This is a genomic window from Nocardia sp. NPDC056000 (assembly GCF_042269265.1).
Lineage (GTDB): Bacteria > Actinomycetota > Actinomycetes > Mycobacteriales > Mycobacteriaceae > Nocardia.
Map to the genome: position 1 here is coordinate 18,817 of NZ_JBHJXS010000013.1, position 16,704 is coordinate 35,520.

At 66.1% G+C, this 16,704-nt stretch carries 16 protein-coding genes; 7 read left to right on the top strand and 9 right to left on the bottom strand.

From position 1 onward, the window contains the following. Positions 1 to 200: 200 nt before the first annotated feature. A complete protein-coding gene (locus tag ACFC4D_RS33575) occupies positions 201 to 2,393 on the top strand; it encodes an elongation factor G-like protein EF-G2 (protein WP_376069178.1) in 2,193 nt (730 codons plus the stop codon). Here the strand turns inward: ACFC4D_RS33575 and ACFC4D_RS33580 are convergent. Both ACFC4D_RS33580 and ACFC4D_RS33585 read right to left on the bottom strand, forming a co-directional pair. Then, positions 2,390 to 2,710 carry a TerD family protein gene (locus tag ACFC4D_RS33580; RefSeq protein WP_376069181.1) on the bottom strand — a complete coding sequence of 107 codons (321 nt, stop codon included), beginning with the start codon at positions 2,708 to 2,710 and terminating at the stop codon, positions 2,390 to 2,392. The genes ACFC4D_RS33575 and ACFC4D_RS33580 overlap by 4 nt on opposite strands. 33 nt (positions 2,711 to 2,743) lie before the next feature. Continuing rightward, a complete protein-coding gene (locus ACFC4D_RS33585) occupies positions 2,744 to 4,393 on the bottom strand; it encodes an exonuclease domain-containing protein (RefSeq protein WP_376069183.1) in 1,650 nt (549 codons plus the stop codon). Between the two features lie 243 nt (positions 4,394 to 4,636). Between ACFC4D_RS33585 and ACFC4D_RS33590 the strand changes: the two genes are divergently transcribed. Next, positions 4,637 to 5,383 carry a DUF4191 domain-containing protein gene (locus tag ACFC4D_RS33590; protein ID WP_364650561.1) on the top strand — a complete coding sequence of 249 codons (747 nt, stop codon included), beginning with the start codon at positions 4,637 to 4,639 and terminating at the stop codon, positions 5,381 to 5,383. Positions 5,384 to 5,556: 173 nt separating this feature from the next. After that, entirely contained in the window at positions 5,557 to 6,423 is an 867-nt protein-coding gene (locus ACFC4D_RS33595; RefSeq protein ID WP_376069186.1) for an alpha/beta fold hydrolase, read from the top strand. Between the two features lie 69 nt (positions 6,424 to 6,492). Here ACFC4D_RS33595 and ACFC4D_RS33600 read toward each other — a convergent pair whose 3' ends face one another. The 5 genes from ACFC4D_RS33600 to ACFC4D_RS33620 form a co-directional block, all read right to left on the bottom strand. Next, positions 6,493 to 6,780: a DUF6510 family protein gene (locus ACFC4D_RS33600; protein ID WP_376069189.1), complete on the bottom strand. Its 288-nt coding sequence runs from the start codon at positions 6,778 to 6,780 to the stop codon at positions 6,493 to 6,495. 2 nt (positions 6,781 to 6,782) lie between these two features. Then, positions 6,783 to 7,592, bottom strand: a complete 810-nt coding sequence (locus ACFC4D_RS33605) for a ferredoxin reductase (protein ID WP_376069191.1) — start codon at positions 7,590 to 7,592, stop codon at positions 6,783 to 6,785. A gap of 15 nt (positions 7,593 to 7,607) precedes the next feature. After that, positions 7,608 to 8,207 carry a sulfite oxidase-like oxidoreductase gene (locus ACFC4D_RS33610; protein WP_376069193.1) on the bottom strand — a complete coding sequence of 200 codons (600 nt, stop codon included), beginning with the start codon at positions 8,205 to 8,207 and terminating at the stop codon, positions 7,608 to 7,610. A gap of 111 nt (positions 8,208 to 8,318) precedes the next feature. Then, entirely contained in the window at positions 8,319 to 9,218 is a 900-nt protein-coding gene (locus ACFC4D_RS33615; RefSeq protein ID WP_375968274.1) for an alpha/beta hydrolase, read from the bottom strand. A gap of 215 nt (positions 9,219 to 9,433) precedes the next feature. Further along, the gene (locus ACFC4D_RS33620; protein ID WP_364650541.1) at positions 9,434 to 9,967 is read right to left on the bottom strand and encodes an RDD family protein; all 534 of its coding nucleotides are present in this window, start codon (positions 9,965 to 9,967) and stop codon (positions 9,434 to 9,436) included. Between the two features lie 437 nt (positions 9,968 to 10,404). Here ACFC4D_RS33620 and glnA point away from each other — a divergent pair, with 437 nt between their 5' ends. The 4 genes from glnA (at position 10,405) to ACFC4D_RS33640 (ending at position 14,327) form a co-directional block, all read left to right on the top strand. Next, positions 10,405 to 11,841, top strand: coding sequence for a type I glutamate--ammonia ligase (gene glnA, locus ACFC4D_RS33625; protein ID WP_375968275.1), 1,437 nt, complete (start codon positions 10,405 to 10,407; stop codon positions 11,839 to 11,841). Positions 11,842 to 12,274: 433 nt separating this feature from the next. Further along, positions 12,275 to 12,742, top strand: a complete 468-nt coding sequence (locus ACFC4D_RS33630; protein ID WP_376069195.1) for an SRPBCC family protein — start codon at positions 12,275 to 12,277, stop codon at positions 12,740 to 12,742. Between the two features lie 45 nt (positions 12,743 to 12,787). Continuing rightward, complete coding sequence (locus ACFC4D_RS33635; protein WP_376069198.1) at positions 12,788 to 13,183, top strand: hypothetical protein; 396 nt, start codon at positions 12,788 to 12,790, stop codon at positions 13,181 to 13,183. Between the two features lie 298 nt (positions 13,184 to 13,481). Further along, positions 13,482 to 14,327, top strand: coding sequence for a tyrosine-protein phosphatase (locus ACFC4D_RS33640; RefSeq protein WP_376069773.1), 846 nt, complete (start codon positions 13,482 to 13,484; stop codon positions 14,325 to 14,327). Here the strand turns inward: ACFC4D_RS33640 and kstD are convergent. Then, positions 14,320 to 15,987: a 3-oxosteroid 1-dehydrogenase gene (gene kstD / locus ACFC4D_RS33645; RefSeq protein WP_376069200.1), complete on the bottom strand. Its 1,668-nt coding sequence runs from the start codon at positions 15,985 to 15,987 to the stop codon at positions 14,320 to 14,322. The genes ACFC4D_RS33640 and kstD overlap by 8 nt on opposite strands. Positions 15,988 to 16,030: 43 nt before the next feature. After that, positions 16,031 to 16,624, bottom strand: coding sequence for a TetR/AcrR family transcriptional regulator (locus tag ACFC4D_RS33650; protein WP_375968280.1), 594 nt, complete (start codon positions 16,622 to 16,624; stop codon positions 16,031 to 16,033). Positions 16,625 to 16,704: the final 80 nt, after the last annotated feature.

The following is a 16,704-nucleotide window of genomic DNA, read 5'->3' on the forward strand; positions in this document are numbered from 1 at the left end:
GCGCCACCCGAGATCATCGGCGCGGATTCACTCCTTCTCGCACACCGGCTGGAATTCACCTCGAATTCCGGCCGGTTTTGTTGTGCGGACGCGCGCACCCGGATGTGGCGTGCCGACGCCATCTCGCCGGAATCGTGGACGGGAGCGGGCTGCGGTGGGAAGCTCGGAGTACCGCAGCAATCGACCCCGGAGCGAGCCTTATGGTCGAGCGAACCGCGTCGGCAGGCGCGAATGGCAAGGCAGTCACGGCCGAACGGCCCGACGATATCCGCAATGTGGTGCTGGTCGGCCACAGCGGATCGGGCAAAACGACGCTGGTGGAGGCCCTCGCGGTCGCCACGGGCGCGGTGCCCCGAGCCGGACGGGTGGAGGACGGCACCTGCGTCTCGGATTACGACGATATCGAGCAGCGACAACATCGCTCGGTGCAATTGTCGGTGGTGCCGATGGGCTGGGACGGGACGAAGGTCAACCTACTCGACACCCCCGGATACCAGGATTTCGTCGGGGAGCTCAGGGCCGGTCTGCGAGCAGCGGACGCGGCCCTTTTCGTGCTCTCGGCCGCCGCCGGCGTGGAGGGCGTGAGCGGGACGACGCTGGCGCTGTGGGAGGAATGCGCGAGCGTCGGCATGCCGCGCGCCATTGTGCTCACCCATTTGGACACCGCGCGAGCCGATTTCGAGGAGATGACCGAGACGTGCGGGCAGATCCTCGGCGGTGGACGGGCGGAATCCATACTGCCGCTGCATCTTCCGGTGTACGGGGCCAAGGGCGCGGACGGGCATCGGCCGGTCACCGGGTTGATCGATCTGCTGACCCAGCATGTCTACGACTACTCCGCGGGCGCGCACACCGAAACACCCGCCTCCGATGAGCAACTGGAGCAGCTGGAGCAGGCGCGCAATCGGCTCATCGAGGGCATCATCGCCGAATCCGAGGACGAGACGCTCATGGAGCGCTACATCGGCGGCGAGGAGATCGACCTCGCGACGCTGGTGCCGGATCTCGAAAAGGCCGTCGCACGAGGCAGTTTCCATCCGGTGCTGATCGCCGCGCCGCCGCCGGAGGGCGCGAAACAGGGGCTCGGGACGGTGGAGATCCTGGATCTCATCACCCGCGGATTCCCCACTCCCGCAGAACATCCCGTATCGGCGCTGTGCGGCGGCAAAGCCACGCCGCTGGTGTGCGATCCCAAAGCGCCACTGGCCGCCGAGGTGATTCGCACCGCCTCGGATCCCTATGTGGGGCGAATGTCATTGGTGCGGGTGTTCTCCGGGACACTGCGTGCCGATGACACCGTGCACGTCTGGGGTCATCGGATCGGGGCGGAAGCGGTCGATCACGACTCCGATGAGCGCATCGGCGCGGTCTCGATTCCCTTCGGGAAACAGCAGCGGCCGCTGGGCCAGGGCATTGCCGGTGACATCGTATGCGTCACCAAACTCTCGCATGCCGAGACCGGGGATACCCTGTCCGCCAAGGATTCTCCGCTGCTCATCGAACCGTGGTCGATGCCGGATCCGCTATTGCCGGTCGCGGTGAACGCGCACAGCAAGGCCGATGAGGACAAGCTCTCGATCGGGCTGTCCCGGCTGGTGGCCGAGGATCCGACGGTGCGGCTGGAACAGAATCCGCACACCCATCAGCTGGTGCTGTGGTGTCTGGGTGAAGCACATCGCGATGTGGCGCTGGAGCGGTTGCGCTCGCGATTCGGGGTCAATGTCGATGTGATCGAGCATCGGGTGGCGCTGCGGGAAACGTTCGCCAGCACCGCTTCCGGTAAAGGCAGGCATGTCAAACAGTCGGGTGGGCACGGGCAGTACGCCATCTGCGAGATAGAGGTCGCTCCCCTGCCCGGCGGCTCGGGTATCGAATTCGTCGACAAGGTGGTGGGCGGCGTGGTGCCGCGCCAATTCATCCCCTCGGTGGAGAAGGGCGTTCGCGCGCAAGCGGCGCGGGGTGTCGCTGCCGGGTATCCGCTGATAGATGTGCGGATCACGCTTTATGACGGCAAAGCCCACTCGGTCGACTCCTCCGATGCGGCCTTCCAGATGGCGGGCGGCCTGGCCCTGCGCGAAGCGGCGAGCGCCGCCAAGATGAACCTGCTCGAACCCATCGCCGAAGTCCGGGTGATAGTCGCCGACGAATACGTCGGCCCCATCCTCGTCGACCTATCCGGTCGCCGCGGCCGAGTCCTGGGCACCGAACCGGTCACATTGGGCCGCACCGAGATCCGAGCCGAAGTCCCCGAACTCGAACTCTCCCGGTACGCGGTCGACCTGCGCTCCCTGGCACACGGCGCGGCCTCCTTCACGCGCAGCTACACCCGCCACGAACCGATGCCGGCCCAACTGGCCGACACCATTCGCGACAAGACCAAATCGGCGGGCTAGGCGACGCTGATGCCGTAGCGCGTCGCCAACGCCGCGAGATCGGTGGCATAGCCCTGTCCCAGGGCCCGCAGTCGCCAGGTCTCACCGCGCTGATACACCTCCGCGAGCAGCAGCGTTCGCTCCTCGGTGGCGGCATCGAGGGTGGCACGGGCGATCACGGCCTGGTCGCCACCGGGCGCGGCTTCGATCTCGATGGCTCCCACATCGCCGAACGTGATGCCCGGACCGTCGATGGCGGCGGCGATCGCGATGCGGCGGCAGTATTCGGGCAGATGATCGAGCGAGATGGTCAGCGATTGCTCGCTGGGCCCTTCCACCGCCAGCTCCACCCCCTCGGCGGATCGCTGGTTTTAGAACACGAAATCCGGGTCACCGGTGACCATTTCGTCATCGGTGAGCAGGAAGGCGACCAGATCCACCTCCCAGCCGCCGTTCTGTTTCCACGAGGCGCGCAGGGTCCATTCGCCACCGCATTCGTCGACCGGAAGGTCCATCACCTGGCCCCGGGCCAAGGACAGCGCTTCGACCGTGATCGGTTCGGGCACGATCGGTTCGGATGGGGCGGGCAGGCCGGGTTCGGCGTCCGGCCGGGGTTGATTCGGGTGCACTGCGGATTCCTGGTGGGCGGCTGTGAATTCCCCGGCGGTCAGCGATTCGGGGCCGTGGATCGGCAGGCCGACGCCCGCCGCCCTACTGTATCGGCGGTCGGACGCGGCGTCGGACAGGGCCAGCACATCGGTGACGCTCGCCGAGAGATTCACCGCGACGGAGGCTCCGCGTGCGATGAGATCGGCCGTGGCGGCGGCGCGTTGATCGTGGGTGCCGCCGAGCACGAGAAACCGGCGGCCCGATAGTGGTCCCGAAGGGCGTTGCCGAGCCGCCGATTTCGCGGAACCGGTGGATGCGCCCTCGACGGAACCCGACCTGCCCTCGACTGTGGCGGACGCACCCTCGGCCACGCCCGACGCACCCCTGGCGGTACCGGTCCCACGCTCAGCGGTGCCGATCGCGCCCTTGGCTGTGCCGGATGCGCCTGTGGCCGTGCTCGATATGCCCTCGACCGTGCTGGTCGCGCTCGCGGTACCGGTCGCGCCCTTGGCGGTGCCGGGTGCGATATCGGTGAGCAGCGCCAGGAACGCCGATTCGGTGAGCAGGGCGGTGCCGAATTCGACGGCGTCGCGCACCTTGCGGCTCTGCGATCGCGACTCGTTCGTCACCAGCACGCTGGTGCGACGGCTGAGCGAGGTCGTGACATCCAGACCGGCGGCCTCGGCGCGAGCCGCCAAAGCCGAACGCTCCATATGGGTTTCACCGGTGATCGCGATTTTCATGCCCTGCACCAGGCGGCCGTGTTCCTGGAACCGCCCGGGATAGGCGAAGGAGCACAGCATCTTCGGGCCGGAGCGAGTCGTCGGCCAGCGCCGGGAGGAGCGCCGCTGGTCGCGTTGCGGCGGCATGAGCGGGGGCGAGACGCCGAACCGCCGGGCGTCGGACATCAAACCGTGCAGGACGCCCGCCAGTACCCGTGTGTCATCGAGTGCGTCGTGCGCGCGCGTCTGCCGCACGCCGTAGTGCGCGGCGAGCGTGCCCAGTTTGAAGTTCGCGGTGGGCGGTGCCAGTCGGCGCGCGAAGGCGAGCGTGCACAGCTGCCGTTCGACCGGCAATATCGCACCGGCGCGGGTGAATTCCTCATGCAGGAAGCCGTAGTCGAACGAGGCATTGTGCGCGACCAGAACGCGGCCGGTGAGCAATTCCGCGAGCCGCGGCCGGATTGCCTCGAATGTCGGTGCGCCGTGCAGCTTTTCCCGGGTCAACCCGTGGATCTCCACCGGGCCGGGATCACAGCCGGGGTTCACCAGGGTGTGGAATTCGTGCTGTACGCGACCGTCGTCGGCGAGCGTCAGCACCGCCACCGACAGCACCCGATCCTCGGACGCGGACAACCCGGAGGTTTCGACGTCGACCAGCGTGAACGAACCGAATTCGGCATTGGCATGCACTGTGATCGGACTGCCCTCTCGGCTCGAATTGGACTCTCGCCGTGTGGAATCCGAGAATCGTCCGGGGCCGTTACCGCTCGTCCGGCGCGTCGCGGAAGCCGACCACGCGGTCCGGTGAGCGGGTGAGCACTCGCCCGGGATGGCAGCGCCTCCGGCGCGGCGAACACTGAGACTCAGGTCACATGGCCGCGTCCGAATGGTCCCGTCGCGAACCGGGCGGTACCGGGCCACTATCCTGGACGCATGGCAGCAGGTAAGGGCGGCAATAACCCGTCGAAGGAAGCGAAGGCCGCGGCTAAGGCGGCGCGCAAGCAGGCGTCGAAGGAACGCCGCCAGCAGCTGTGGCAGGCGTTCCAGATGCAGCGCAAGGAAGACAAGCTGCTGCTGCCGCTGATGATCGGCGCGTTCGTCGGTGTGACGGTGCTGTTCCTGGTGGTCGGGTTGATCTTCGGGTTGCAGTGGTTCCTGCTGCCGATCGGATTGCTGCTGGGCGCGCTGGCCGCGTTCATCCTCTTCGGCCGCCGCGTACAGAAGAACGTGTACGCCAAGGCCGAGGGACAGGCCGGAGCGGCGGCATGGGTACTCGACAACCTGCAGGGCAAGTGGCGGGTGACGCCGGGCGTCGCGGCCACCACCCAGCTCGACGCGGTGCATCGCGTGGTCGGACTGCCGGGCGTGGTGCTGGTCGCCGAGGGCTCGCCGCAGCGGGTGAAGTCGCTGCTCGCGCAGGAAAAGAAGAAGGTATCGCGACTGGTCGGCGATACGCCGATCTACGACGTGGTCATCGGCAACGAGGGTGATCAGGTGCCGCTCAAGGAGTTGCAGCGGTATCTCACCAAACTGCCGCGCAATATCGACGCCAAGCGGATGGACCTCATCGAGGGCCGGCTGTCTGCGCTCGCGACGCGCGGCGGACCGGCGCTGCCGAAGGGTCCGCTGCCCGCGGGCGCGAAGATGCGCGGCGTGCAGCGCAGTATTCGCCGCCGCTGACGTCATCGAACTAGCGAGGCCCCACATCCTTCCGGATGTGGGGCCTCGCTCATTTTCCGGCGAAGAGTCCGTCGGCGAAAAAGTTCGGTCGCGCGGGAATGATCCGTGAACCACTAACCTTCTAACTATCGATAGCCGGTTATACGGATCGGCGCGAGCGTTAGGACACAGCGATGACCACCGTGCGACACCACACCCGCGAGATCCAGGGCCAGCAGGTCTTCTATCGGGAAGCGGGCGATCCGGCGAACCCGACACTGGTACTGCTGCACGGGTTTCCCACCAGCTCCGCCATGTTCCGGCCACTGCTGCACGACCTGAGCGACCGCTACCACTTGATCGCGCCGGATCACATCGGGTTCGGGCAGTCGTCGATGCCGCGCGTGGACGAATTCGAGTACAGCTTCGAGAAACTCACCGCGATCACCCTGGAACTGCTCGACACCCTCGGCATCGAGCGGTTCGCGCTGTACATCCAGGATTACGGCGCGCCGATCGGATTGCGCATCGCATCCCGCAATCCGGAACGGGTCACCGCGCTGATCGCGCAGAGCGGCAACGCGTATCTCGAAGGGTTCACCCCGTTCTGGGAGCTGCTGTTCGCGCACGCCGAGGATCGGGTCGCGAATGAAGCGGCGGCGCGGGAACTGCTCACGGGCGACGCCACGAAATGGCAGTACACGCACGGTGTTCCGGCCGACCGGCTGTCACTGATCAGCCCGGATACCTGGACGCTGGATCAGGCGTATCTGGATCGCCCGGGCAACAAGGAGATTCAGCTCCAGCTCTTCGTCGACTACAAGGTCAACCTGGACAGCTATCCGGCCTTCCAGAAGTACTTCGCCGAATACCAGCCGCCCACCCTCATCACCTGGGGTGCGAATGACGAGATCTTCGGAGCCGACGGCGCTCGCGCCTACCTGCGCGATCTCCCCGACGCCGAACTCCACCTCCTGGACGCCGGGCACTTCGCCCTCGAATCCCACGGCCCCGAAATCGCCTCGCTCATCCGCGATTTCCTGGGCCGCAGCCTGTCCTGACCAAAATCAGGGGGTAATGGCATCCCGCGAGAGCTCAGCGCCGCCATTACCCCCTGACCGAGCGGCCGACTATTCCTCGGGAATCGGGAGGCAGAGGGCCGCGCCCTCTCCCAGATCGAGCCAGCGGCCTGACGGCGTGGTGGTGATGCGCAGGACCACCGCCGAGCAGTGCGAGCAGCGGGCCACGGTGCCGGGGCAGCAGAAGTAGACCAGGGCCCGGGCCACCGGTTCCACCACTCCGCATGCGCCGCAACGACATCCGCAGGAGGTGAGGTCGGCCGCGAAGATCTCCGAGAGCAGCCCGGCCAGGACATTGCCGTCGAGATAACCGTTCGGGGAGGTGTACTGGGGCGACATGGCTACCTTCCCGTCGGTCCGAAGCGTTCGGTTCTGATCAGAGCCGGATCGTGCCCGGCGGAAACCAGTGCGGCGGCGGCGAATTCGACGAAGGGGGTCGGTCCGCAGACGTAACAGGTGACATCGGCGGCGGGCGGCAGGGAGTGCTTCGCGATCTCTTCCGCCGTCAGCCTGCCGGGAGCACGGGTGTCGCCCGGCGGGGCGCTTCGGCTGTAGGCGAGGAACACATCGATATCGTCATCCGGTAGCGCGAAACCCGTAGTGAGCGTGTCTGATTCGAGCTGGCCGGAAGCGCTGGGCAACGAGGTTCGGCTGCGGTCCAGCCCGGTTGGCTCGCGGCCGAACAGTTCGTCGCGGTAGTAGACGTCTTCGGGCGGGCGCAGGGCATAGATGAGCCGGAAAGGGTTGGGCGAGGTCGCTTTTCGGCGGGCTCGGAGGATTGCCGCAAGGGGGACGACGCCCGAGCCGCCCGCGATGAGGGTGGCCGGGCCGCCGGTGTCCGGATTCCAGGTGAACCAGCCGCCGACCGGGCCCCGCGTCTCGATCTGCGCGCCGAGGGGGAAATCGTCGACGAGGTAGGTGGAGACTTCGCCGTCGGGGACGCGCTGAATCGTGAGTTCGATGTCATCGCCGTCGGCCGGGGCGGCGAGGGAATAGGTGCGTTCGGCGTGATAGCCGTCGGGTGCCGTCAGCCGGACGTCGACATGCTGGCCTGGAAGGTGACCTGGCCAGCCGGGAACGCGCAGGGTGAGGGTGCGGGCCGATGGGGTTTCGAAGTGGGCGGCGGTGAGTTCCGCGGGCTGCCAGCGCATTTCAGCCGCCGGCCGTCAGTCGCCCTGATAGCGCTGTTCGCGCCACGGGTCGCCGTAGCTGTGATAGCCCGCGGTCTCCCAGAAGCCGGGCTCGTCGTAGTCGAGCAGGCGGATCGACTTCACCCATTTGGCGGATTTCCAGAAGTACAGGTGCGGGACCAGCAGGCGCGCTGGGCCGCCGTGCTCCGGATCGAGGTCCTGGCCGCCGAAACTGTGCACGATCCAGGCCTTACCGTCCAGCAGATCCTCCAGCGGGAGGTTGGTGGTGTAGCCGCCGTAGCTGGTGATCGCCGCGAATTCCGCTTGGGTTTCGACGTTTTCGAGCAGCGTGTCGATCGAGACGCCCTGCCAGGTGGTGTCGAGCTTGGACCACCGTGTCACGCAATGGATGTCGACGTGCGGTTTGCTCTGCGGCAGTGACATGAATTGCGGCCAGCTCCAGGCGTATTGGCGGCCGGTCTCGTTGGTGACGGTGAATTGCCAGCGGTTCAGGTCGACGCGCGGGGTGGGGCCCGCGGACAGCACCGGGAAATCCTCGGTCAGGTATTGGCCGGGCGGCAGCCGGTCGGTCTTGGGCCGGGGGCGGCCCTGGAAGCCTGGCGAAAAGACATTCATGTGATCCCTCCGGCGGTACGGGGTACATGGCCGCGTCTGCCTCGCGGCATCTGAAAAGACTACGCCCCACCCGACCGGGAACCCGGCCTTTCGGGCGCGGGATCACCCATTTCAGCGGACGTGCGAGCCCAGGAAGCGCACGACGTCGGGGGTGATGGTGCTCCAGTATTCGTCGTTGTGCGCGCCCGGCGTCACCAGCGCGACCTCCAGCCGCGCCCGGCCCATGAACTGGCGGCAGCCGTCGATGAAGCGGTCGCGGTCGCCCACCCAGACGCCGGTGGGCGACGGGCCGAGCTTGGCGATGTTCTGCAGCGGGTCCAGGGCGGACCATTCCTCGGCGGTGGCGAACGCGTTGCGCTTGCTCATCTCGTTCCAGGAGGTGATCAGGCCCGGCGAGATGGCGGCGATGGCGTTGGTGGGACGGCCGCGTTCGGCGCGGCGGCGGCCGTAGACGAGCGCGCCGAAGCCGCCCATCGAGGTGCCCGTGCAGGCGAAGGGTTCGGTATTGAGCCCGCGCGCACCGAGCCAGCCGGGTGCCTCGTCGAGCAGCATGGTCATCGGGTCGTCACCGGAAAAGTGCTGGTGCCAATAGTTGTCGCCACCGTCGATGGCCATGAATCCGAAGGCGGGCACCAGGCGGGCGGCCACGGCCGCGGCGAGCACCCCGCCGATATCGCCGATGGCGGCCGTGCGGGCGGTCCCGTGCAGACCGTGCAGCAGCAGCGACATGGGCAGGCCCTCGGTGGGCACACCCGGCGGCACAATGGTGATGACATCCACCTGACGCCCGCGCGCGGCCGAGTACACGCGATCGGTGCGGACGATGGGTTCGATGCCGAAAATGGTTTGCGGACCGTGCGGCAGGGCATTCTGCAGACTGTCGCCGTCGGGCGCGGCGTTGACGCCCGCGCTCACCGCGGCACCGGTGGCCGCCAAGCCCAGCAGACCGGTGGTCGCGAGCAGCGACCGCCGGCTGAAACTCCGCGCGGCAGCCCGGTAGCCCGTACCCATCGATCCTCCATCAGCACATCAACAGCTATCCGCCGATTCGCAAGCTCATCGAGCGCGCCCCGGCGGACCGCCTGCGACCCTACCGATCGAAGGCAACACGGGGTGAACAATGGGCTACGGCCGCACGGACATTTACATGGCAAAGCCATGATGTACCTGGATGTATGAGTTATTCATGAGGATTCGGATCCCGCCGAATCGAATGGACGCGCTGTTCAGCGGCTATAGACGAGGGCGGTTCCGGTGGCGCGGTCGTGCATGCCGCGGCCGTCGCCGTCGGTGAAGAGGGCGGGCACCACGAATACCAGGATCGCTTGCCGGGCGAGTGCTCGAACGAATCCGACCGGTCCGTCGATATCAATGCGGCTGACCCGGATGCGCAGGAAATACTGGCCCGGGGTGAACCCGAACAGCGTCACCGTGGCAATCCCCAGCACGAACCACACCCCGAGATTGGGCGTGGCGAGCGAATTGATGATCACCTCGAAATGCGAGGGCGGCGTCTTGCCCGGATTCGCGCTGACGAATTTCGCGATGAGCGCATCGGCATTGGGGCGGACCAGAATCGCGGTCAAACCGAGCGAGATGAACCAGTCCAGGATCAGCGCCGGAATGCGCCGCGTCATCGGAGCGAGCGCTCCCACACCGGTTTTCGGCAGCCCCAGTTCCTTGCCCTGGTAGTCACCGGACGGGCTGTCTCCGGAATCGGCGTTCGGGCCGGAGAGCCAGGAGCCGGTGATGCGTGCCATGGGTCCACCTTATTCGCCGCCGCTCCCCCGGCATCCGCACCCCTGCCTCGCACGAGATGCGCGGACGCCGAATCGGTGCGAAGCTACCTCGCACATGCCGACGACCGGACGGCATGCGGGTTAACCGGACGGCTGCCGCGAGCGGTGAGGATTCTCACGGCCAGCGCGCCCGACACGGCAAGACCCCTATCTTTTCGGAGTCTTATCGGTGTTGCGACCGAGGTCGATGGCAGGATATCGGTGCTGGTCGAACGCCACTCGGCGACCGACGCGTGCGCTCCGGACCCTCGGGGACACCGCCGAACCCCCGGCCAGCTGTACGTGTAACACTGGCGAAACACAGCCTTGATTGCGGGGAAACACGGCGTCCATAGCGTCTGGTCGCGACGAACCCATGCAGTTGAACTGGCTGGGAACCGATCCGTAAGGAGTACTAAGTGGCGTTCAGCACGGCCGACGAGGTCATCAAGTTCCTCAAGGAGGAGGAGGTCGAATACGTCGACGTACGGTTCACCGACCTCCCCGGAGTGCAGCAGCACTTCTCGATCCCGGCGAAGGCTTTCACGGCCGATCTGGCTGAAGAGGGCCTCGCGTTCGACGGTTCGTCCGTCCGCGGCTTCCAGTCGATCGACGAGTCGGACATGCTGCTGCTGCCCGATTTCAGCACCGCTCGGATCGATCCGTTCCGTGCCGCGAAGACGCTGAACCTGAACTTCTTCGTGCACGACCCGTTCACCCGTGAGGCGTACTCCCGCGACCCGCGCAACATCGCGCGCAAGGCCGAAGAGTTCCTGCGCTCGACCGGTATCGCCGACACCTGCTACATCGGTGCCGAGGCCGAGTTCTACATCTTCGACTCGATCCGCTACGACTCGGCCATGAACGGTTCGTTCTACGAGATCGATTCGATCTCGGGTTCCTGGAACACCGGCGCCGAGTACAACTCGGACGGCACCCCGAACCGTGGCTACAAGGTTCGCAACAAGGGTGGTTACTTCCCGGTCGCGCCGTACGACCACTACGTGGATCTGCGCGACAAGATCTCGACCAACCTGCAGAACGCGGGCTTCGAGCTGGAGCGCGGCCACCACGAGGTCGGCACCGCCGGTCAGGCCGAGATCAACTACCGCTTCAACTCGCTGCTGGGCGCCGCTGACGACCTGCAGCTGTTCAAGTACATCGTGAAGAACACCGTGTGGCAGGAAGGCAAGACCGCCACCTTCATGCCGAAGCCCCTCTTCGGTGACAACGGCTCGGGCATGCACGCCCACATGTCGCTGTGGAAGGACGGCAAGCCGCTGTTCCACGACGAGGCCGGTTACGCGGGTCTGTCGGATCTGGCGCGTCACTACATCGGCGGCATCCTGCACCACGCCCCGTCGCTGCTGGCGTTCACCAACCCGACGATCAACTCGTACCACCGTCTGGTGCCGGGCTACGAGGCCCCCATCAACCTGGTGTACTCGCAGCGCAACCGCTCGGCTGCCGTGCGTATCCCGATCACCGGTTCGAACCCGAAGGCCAAGCGCATCGAGTTCCGCGCGCCGGACTCCTCGGGTAACCCGTACCTGGCGTTCGCCGCCATGCTGATGGCCGGCATCGACGGCATCAAGCGCAAGATCGAGCCGCTCGCCCCCGTGGACAAGGACCTCTACGAGCTCCCGCCCGAGGAGGCCAAGAACATCCCGCAGGCCCCCACCTCCCTCGCGTCGGTCATCGACCGCCTCGAGGAAGACCACGAGTACCTCACCGAGGGCGGCGTGTTCACCGAGGACCTGATCGAGACCTGGATCGACATCAAGCGCACCCAGGAAATCGCCCCGGTCAACCTGCGCCCGCACCCCTACGAGTTCGAACTCTACTTCGACGTCTAAATCGTCCCTGTAGCACCAGAATTCACGGAGCCCCATTCGCCTCAGCGAATGGGGCTCCGCCCGTTTCTCCGATAGAAAATGAACCATGGCACGTAAACCCCGATCGCTGCGGGAGCAGTTGGGAACACCGACCGGACTCGTGCTGTACCGAACGCCCGATCGGTGGCGATGGGCCGCGTTCTTCGATCGTGGCGGCATTTTGGACGGGGCGTTGGTGACTCCCGCTCCGGGCGCTGACCGATCGGAGGCTCAGGACGAGTTGCGACGGGTGATCGAGGAGGTCTTCCGGTGTGGGCTGCGGTTGAGGTGGGAGACTGCGGAACAGCCTGATCGGTGGGTGGCTGGAGTTGTTGGGGTGGAGTGGGATACGCCCGGTGGGGAGGGAGTCTCGTAGCTAGAATCTGTTCTAGTTCGGGATATGGAAGGTGTGGTTATGGTGGTTTTGGTTGTTGATGGGGGGCCGTTTCAGGTGAGTCGGGCGGTGGAGGTGGGGGCGCCGGCTGGGGAGTTGTTTGCGATGGTGGGGGATCCTCGGCGGCATTGCGAGGTGGATGGGTCGGGGACGGTGCGGGAGAACGTTCGGGTGCCGGAGCGGATGGGGGTGGGGGCTCGGTTTTCTACGAAGATGCGGATGTATGGGGTGCCTTATCGGATGACATGCGTTGTGACCGCGTATACGCCGGATGAGGTTGTCGAGTGGCGGCATCCGTTCGGGCATTTGTGGCGGTGGGAGTTTCGGGCGCTGTCGCCTACGCGGACGCTGGTGACCGAGACGTTCGACTATCGGGGGACGCCGATCAAGAATCGGGTGAAGTATTACGAGGCAACGGGTTTCGTGCGGGGGAATATCGCGGGGATCGAGGCGACGCTGCAGGGGTTGCAGGATCGGTTCGGGAGCTGAGGTTCGGCGGCCGTCGAGGTTTCGGTGGTCGGTAGATTGGGCTGTATGGGTGATGACAGCGTTGTCGATGAGGTTCGGGTGTTGCATGCCGATCTGGCGGAGTGGCTCGGGACGGCGGGGGCCACGGGGGCGCTGGAGCGGTTCGTCGGACAGTTGGACGGCGAATTCTCGATGGTGACGCTCGAGGGGCAGATCGCTCGGTACGAAGAGCTCAGTGCGGGGTTGAGAGGCGCGGGGAATGCCGCGCCGGGGGTGGCGATCGAGATCACCGATATCGAGGTGCTGCATCGCGCGGGGGACGGTGTTGTCGTGCGGTTCAAGGAGATTCACCGGTCGGCGGGCGCGGAAGCCGCGCGGTGGACGACCGCCGTGCTGGTGGCCGATGCGGCGGGGCGCAATGGGTTGCGGTGGCGCAGCGTGCATGAGACCGCCATCGGCTGAGCCCGATTCGAGCCGAATCCGAGTCGGCATGTTACTGACCGGAATACGAATTGTGTGACTAGTCGAAATATGTTTCGCTAGAATAGATTTGCGCTCCCGCGCGTTCTAGGCGATGCGATTCCGCTGCGGTAGAGCCAGTCTCGGTGAGAGGGCCTCGGGTCCTGTTGTGCGGGTGCGGTTCACCGATTCGGATGGGCGCTGGTAAGCCGCGTTTAGCGTCGCGCAGATGAAATTCTTTGATATTGCTCGAAGTCGACGGTCCGCTTTCTCGGTTGCGATTGTTCCGCTCGCGGTGGCGATGCTCAGCGCGGGTTCGGTCGGGGCGGCCGATGCCGCGCCGGATGCCGCCGGTGCCGGTGGCCCCGCCAAGATCGAGTTGCAGGGGGCGGTGAATGTTCGGGATCTGGGCGGATATCGGACCTATGACGGCGCGAAGGTCAAGAGCGGGAAGGTTATTCGATCGGACGCGCTGGGCAAACTGACCGATGCCGATGTGCAGAAGCTGGGGTCGCTGCACCTGCAAACCGTGATCGATCTGCGGACCCCGGCGGAGGTGCAGGCCCTCGGCGCGGACCGCCTGCCTTCGGGAGTTCCACTGGTGGCGCGCCCCATTGACGACACCGGGATGTTCACGAAGATGTACCAGGCGATCGGCTCCAAGGATCCGGTGCAGCAGGAGGCATTGCTCGGCGGCGGCAAGGCCGAACAGATCATGGGCGATGTCTACCGGAGCTTCTTCACACCGGATTCCCTGTCCAAGTTCGGGCAGAGTGTCCGGGACCTGGCGAACACCGGCAATGCCACCCTGTTCCACTGCACCGCCGGTAAGGACCGCACGGGCTGGCTGTCCTATGTGACGCTGCGCGCCATCGGAGTGCCCGAGGGCACGGCCCGGCAGGACTACCTGCTGTCGAATCAGTACCGGGCCGCGGCCGATGCCGCACTGCGGGCGCAGCTGAAGCAGGGTGGCATCATGCAGAACCCGGATCTGCTGATCCCCCTGCAGGAGGTGCGTGAGGACTACCTGAATATCGCGGTATCCCAGGTGGATTCCCAGTTCGGCGATTTCGGCAAGTTCCTCACGCAGGGCCTCGGACTCGATGCCGGGACCATCCTGAAACTGCGCAAGAACCTGGTCAGCTGACGCGAGCGGCGTCGAGGGCGGCCAGGTAGCCGAACACCAGGGCGGGACCGATGGTCGCGCCGGGCCCGGCGTAGGTGTGCGCCATGACCGGCGCACTGGCATTGCCCGCGGCGTAGAGCCCTTCGATCACCGAACCGTCGTCCCGCAGTACGCGGGCGGCGGTATCGGTGACGAGGCCGCCCTTGGTGCCGAGGTCGCCGGGAACGAGTTTCGCGGCATAGAACGGACCCTGTTGCAGCGCACCGAGATTCGGATTGGGCCGGTTGCGCGGATCACCGTAGTAGCGATCGTAGGCGCTCTCACCCCGGCCGAAATCCTCGTCACGGCCGGTGTGGGCGAAGGTGTTGAAGCGGGCCACCGTCGATTGCAGCGCATCCGCCGAAATACCCAGCTTGTCTGCCAATTCCGCCAGCGTATCGGCGCGGGTGAGCGCTCCGGATTTGAACCATCGGCCCGGCAGCGGCTGACGCGGCGGCAGCCCGGCGAATAGATACCGGTTCCGGTAGCGCTGATCGAAAATCAGCCAGGCGGGCAGGTTTTCACCCGGCCCGGGACCGAGCCCGTTCTCACCGCCGTACATGCGGTGGGTCGCTTCCACATAGGGCAGCGATTCGTTCATGAACCGTTCGGCGCGATCGTTGACGATGAGACTGCCGGGGAGATTGCGTTCGGCCAGGCAGAACCAGGGCTGACGCGGCAGCCGAATGGACGGCCCCCACCACGAGTCATCCATGAATCGCACTGCCGCACCGAGGGATTGGCCCGCCCGGATGCCGTCACCGGTGTTCCCCTGCGCGCCGACCGTCCATTCGGTGCCGATGGGGTCGCGCTGATACTGCTTGCGCATGGATTCGTTGTGGTCGAACCCGCCCGCGGCGATCACCACGCCCCCCCGGGCGGTGATGACCTGTTCGACGCCGTCGCGCAGCACCACCACACCGCTGACGCGATCATCCTCGACCCGGAGTTCGAGCACCGGAGTATTCAGTCGCAGTGGAACATTCACCGCGTTCAGACCCTCGCGCAGCATGGCGCTGAGCGCCTGTCCGCGTGCCAGCAGATGCTGCCGCAGCAGTTGCCCCTTCGCCCAGCGCGCACCGATGCGAAGCACCCGGAAGGGCGCGCGCGGATTGCGCAGCCCGAGGTGGAATTGCCGGAAGTCTGCCTGGGTGGCGACGAAATTCTTCGCCGCGGCAGCGTAATCGGGTTCCAGGGTGGCCAGGTCGGCACCCACACCCTTGGCGTCGTACGGCTTCGGCTCGACCGAGCGACCGTGTGCGCGCCCGCCGGGGGCCTCCGGGTAATAGTCGGAATACCCTGGCACCCACTGCAATTCGAGCGCGGAATGCTCGGTGAGGAAGTCCAGGGCCTCCGGTCCGCGATCGATGTAGGTGTCGATGCGTTCGGCGTCACCGTATTCCCCGGTGATCGATTTCAGATAGGTGCGAGCGGATTCGATATCGTCCGCCGGAGCCTGTCGCCGGAGTACGGAGTTCCCCGGTATCCACACTCCCCCGCCGGAGCGGGCGGTGGAGCCGCCCCAGTGTGCGGCCTTCTCCAGGATTATCGCGGATAGCCCATGGTGGGCGGCGGTGAGCGCGGCGGCCATTCCGGCCGCGCCGGAACCGACCACGACCAGGTCGAATGCTTCATCGGACATGTTTGTACCCCAGGTGTGAGTGTGACGGTGAAGAGGTCCGCGCTCAGTGCGCGGTACGCCACTGTTCGCCGATGACGGCGTTCAGTGCGCCTTCGACGCATACCGGCAGCGAGGCTCCCGGATGATCGGTGCTGCGCAGCCATTGCAGGTATCCGAATTCGGCGGCGGCGAGCATGAGGTGCACCAGCAGTCCGGGCGTGCTGTCGGCCCGCGGATCACGCGACATGCGTTGTGCCACCAGCTCTATCAGCCGGGCACGGTGTTCGGGGGTGATGAGAGCCACCCGGTCGAGCAGATGCGGTGCGGTGGCGAAGGCGGATCGCCACTGTTCGAGTTCGGCCGCGGCGAGGGTATTGGATCGCGTCAGAATCGACTGTGCCAGTGCGATATCGGCCGGTTCGGCCGCATCGCGCTCCTCGAGCAGCGTGGTGATGCCCGCACCGCCCTCGCGCACCGGTTCGAGCAGCAGATCCTCTTTGCTGCGCACATGCCGGAAGTAGGTGCTGGGCGAGATGCCCGCCGCCGCCGCGATCTGCTCGGTGGTGACCTCGTCGAATCCCTTGTGCGCGAACAGTTCGAAGGCCGCGCGCTGTATCTCGGCTCGAATCTGCCTGCGTTGCCGTTCACGTAGTGACATCGGCGTTCCTCCAAGTCGTGCGCGGCTGCGGGATCGACCACCGCGATCTACCACGCCGTGACAGTATCTTGTTTCATGAC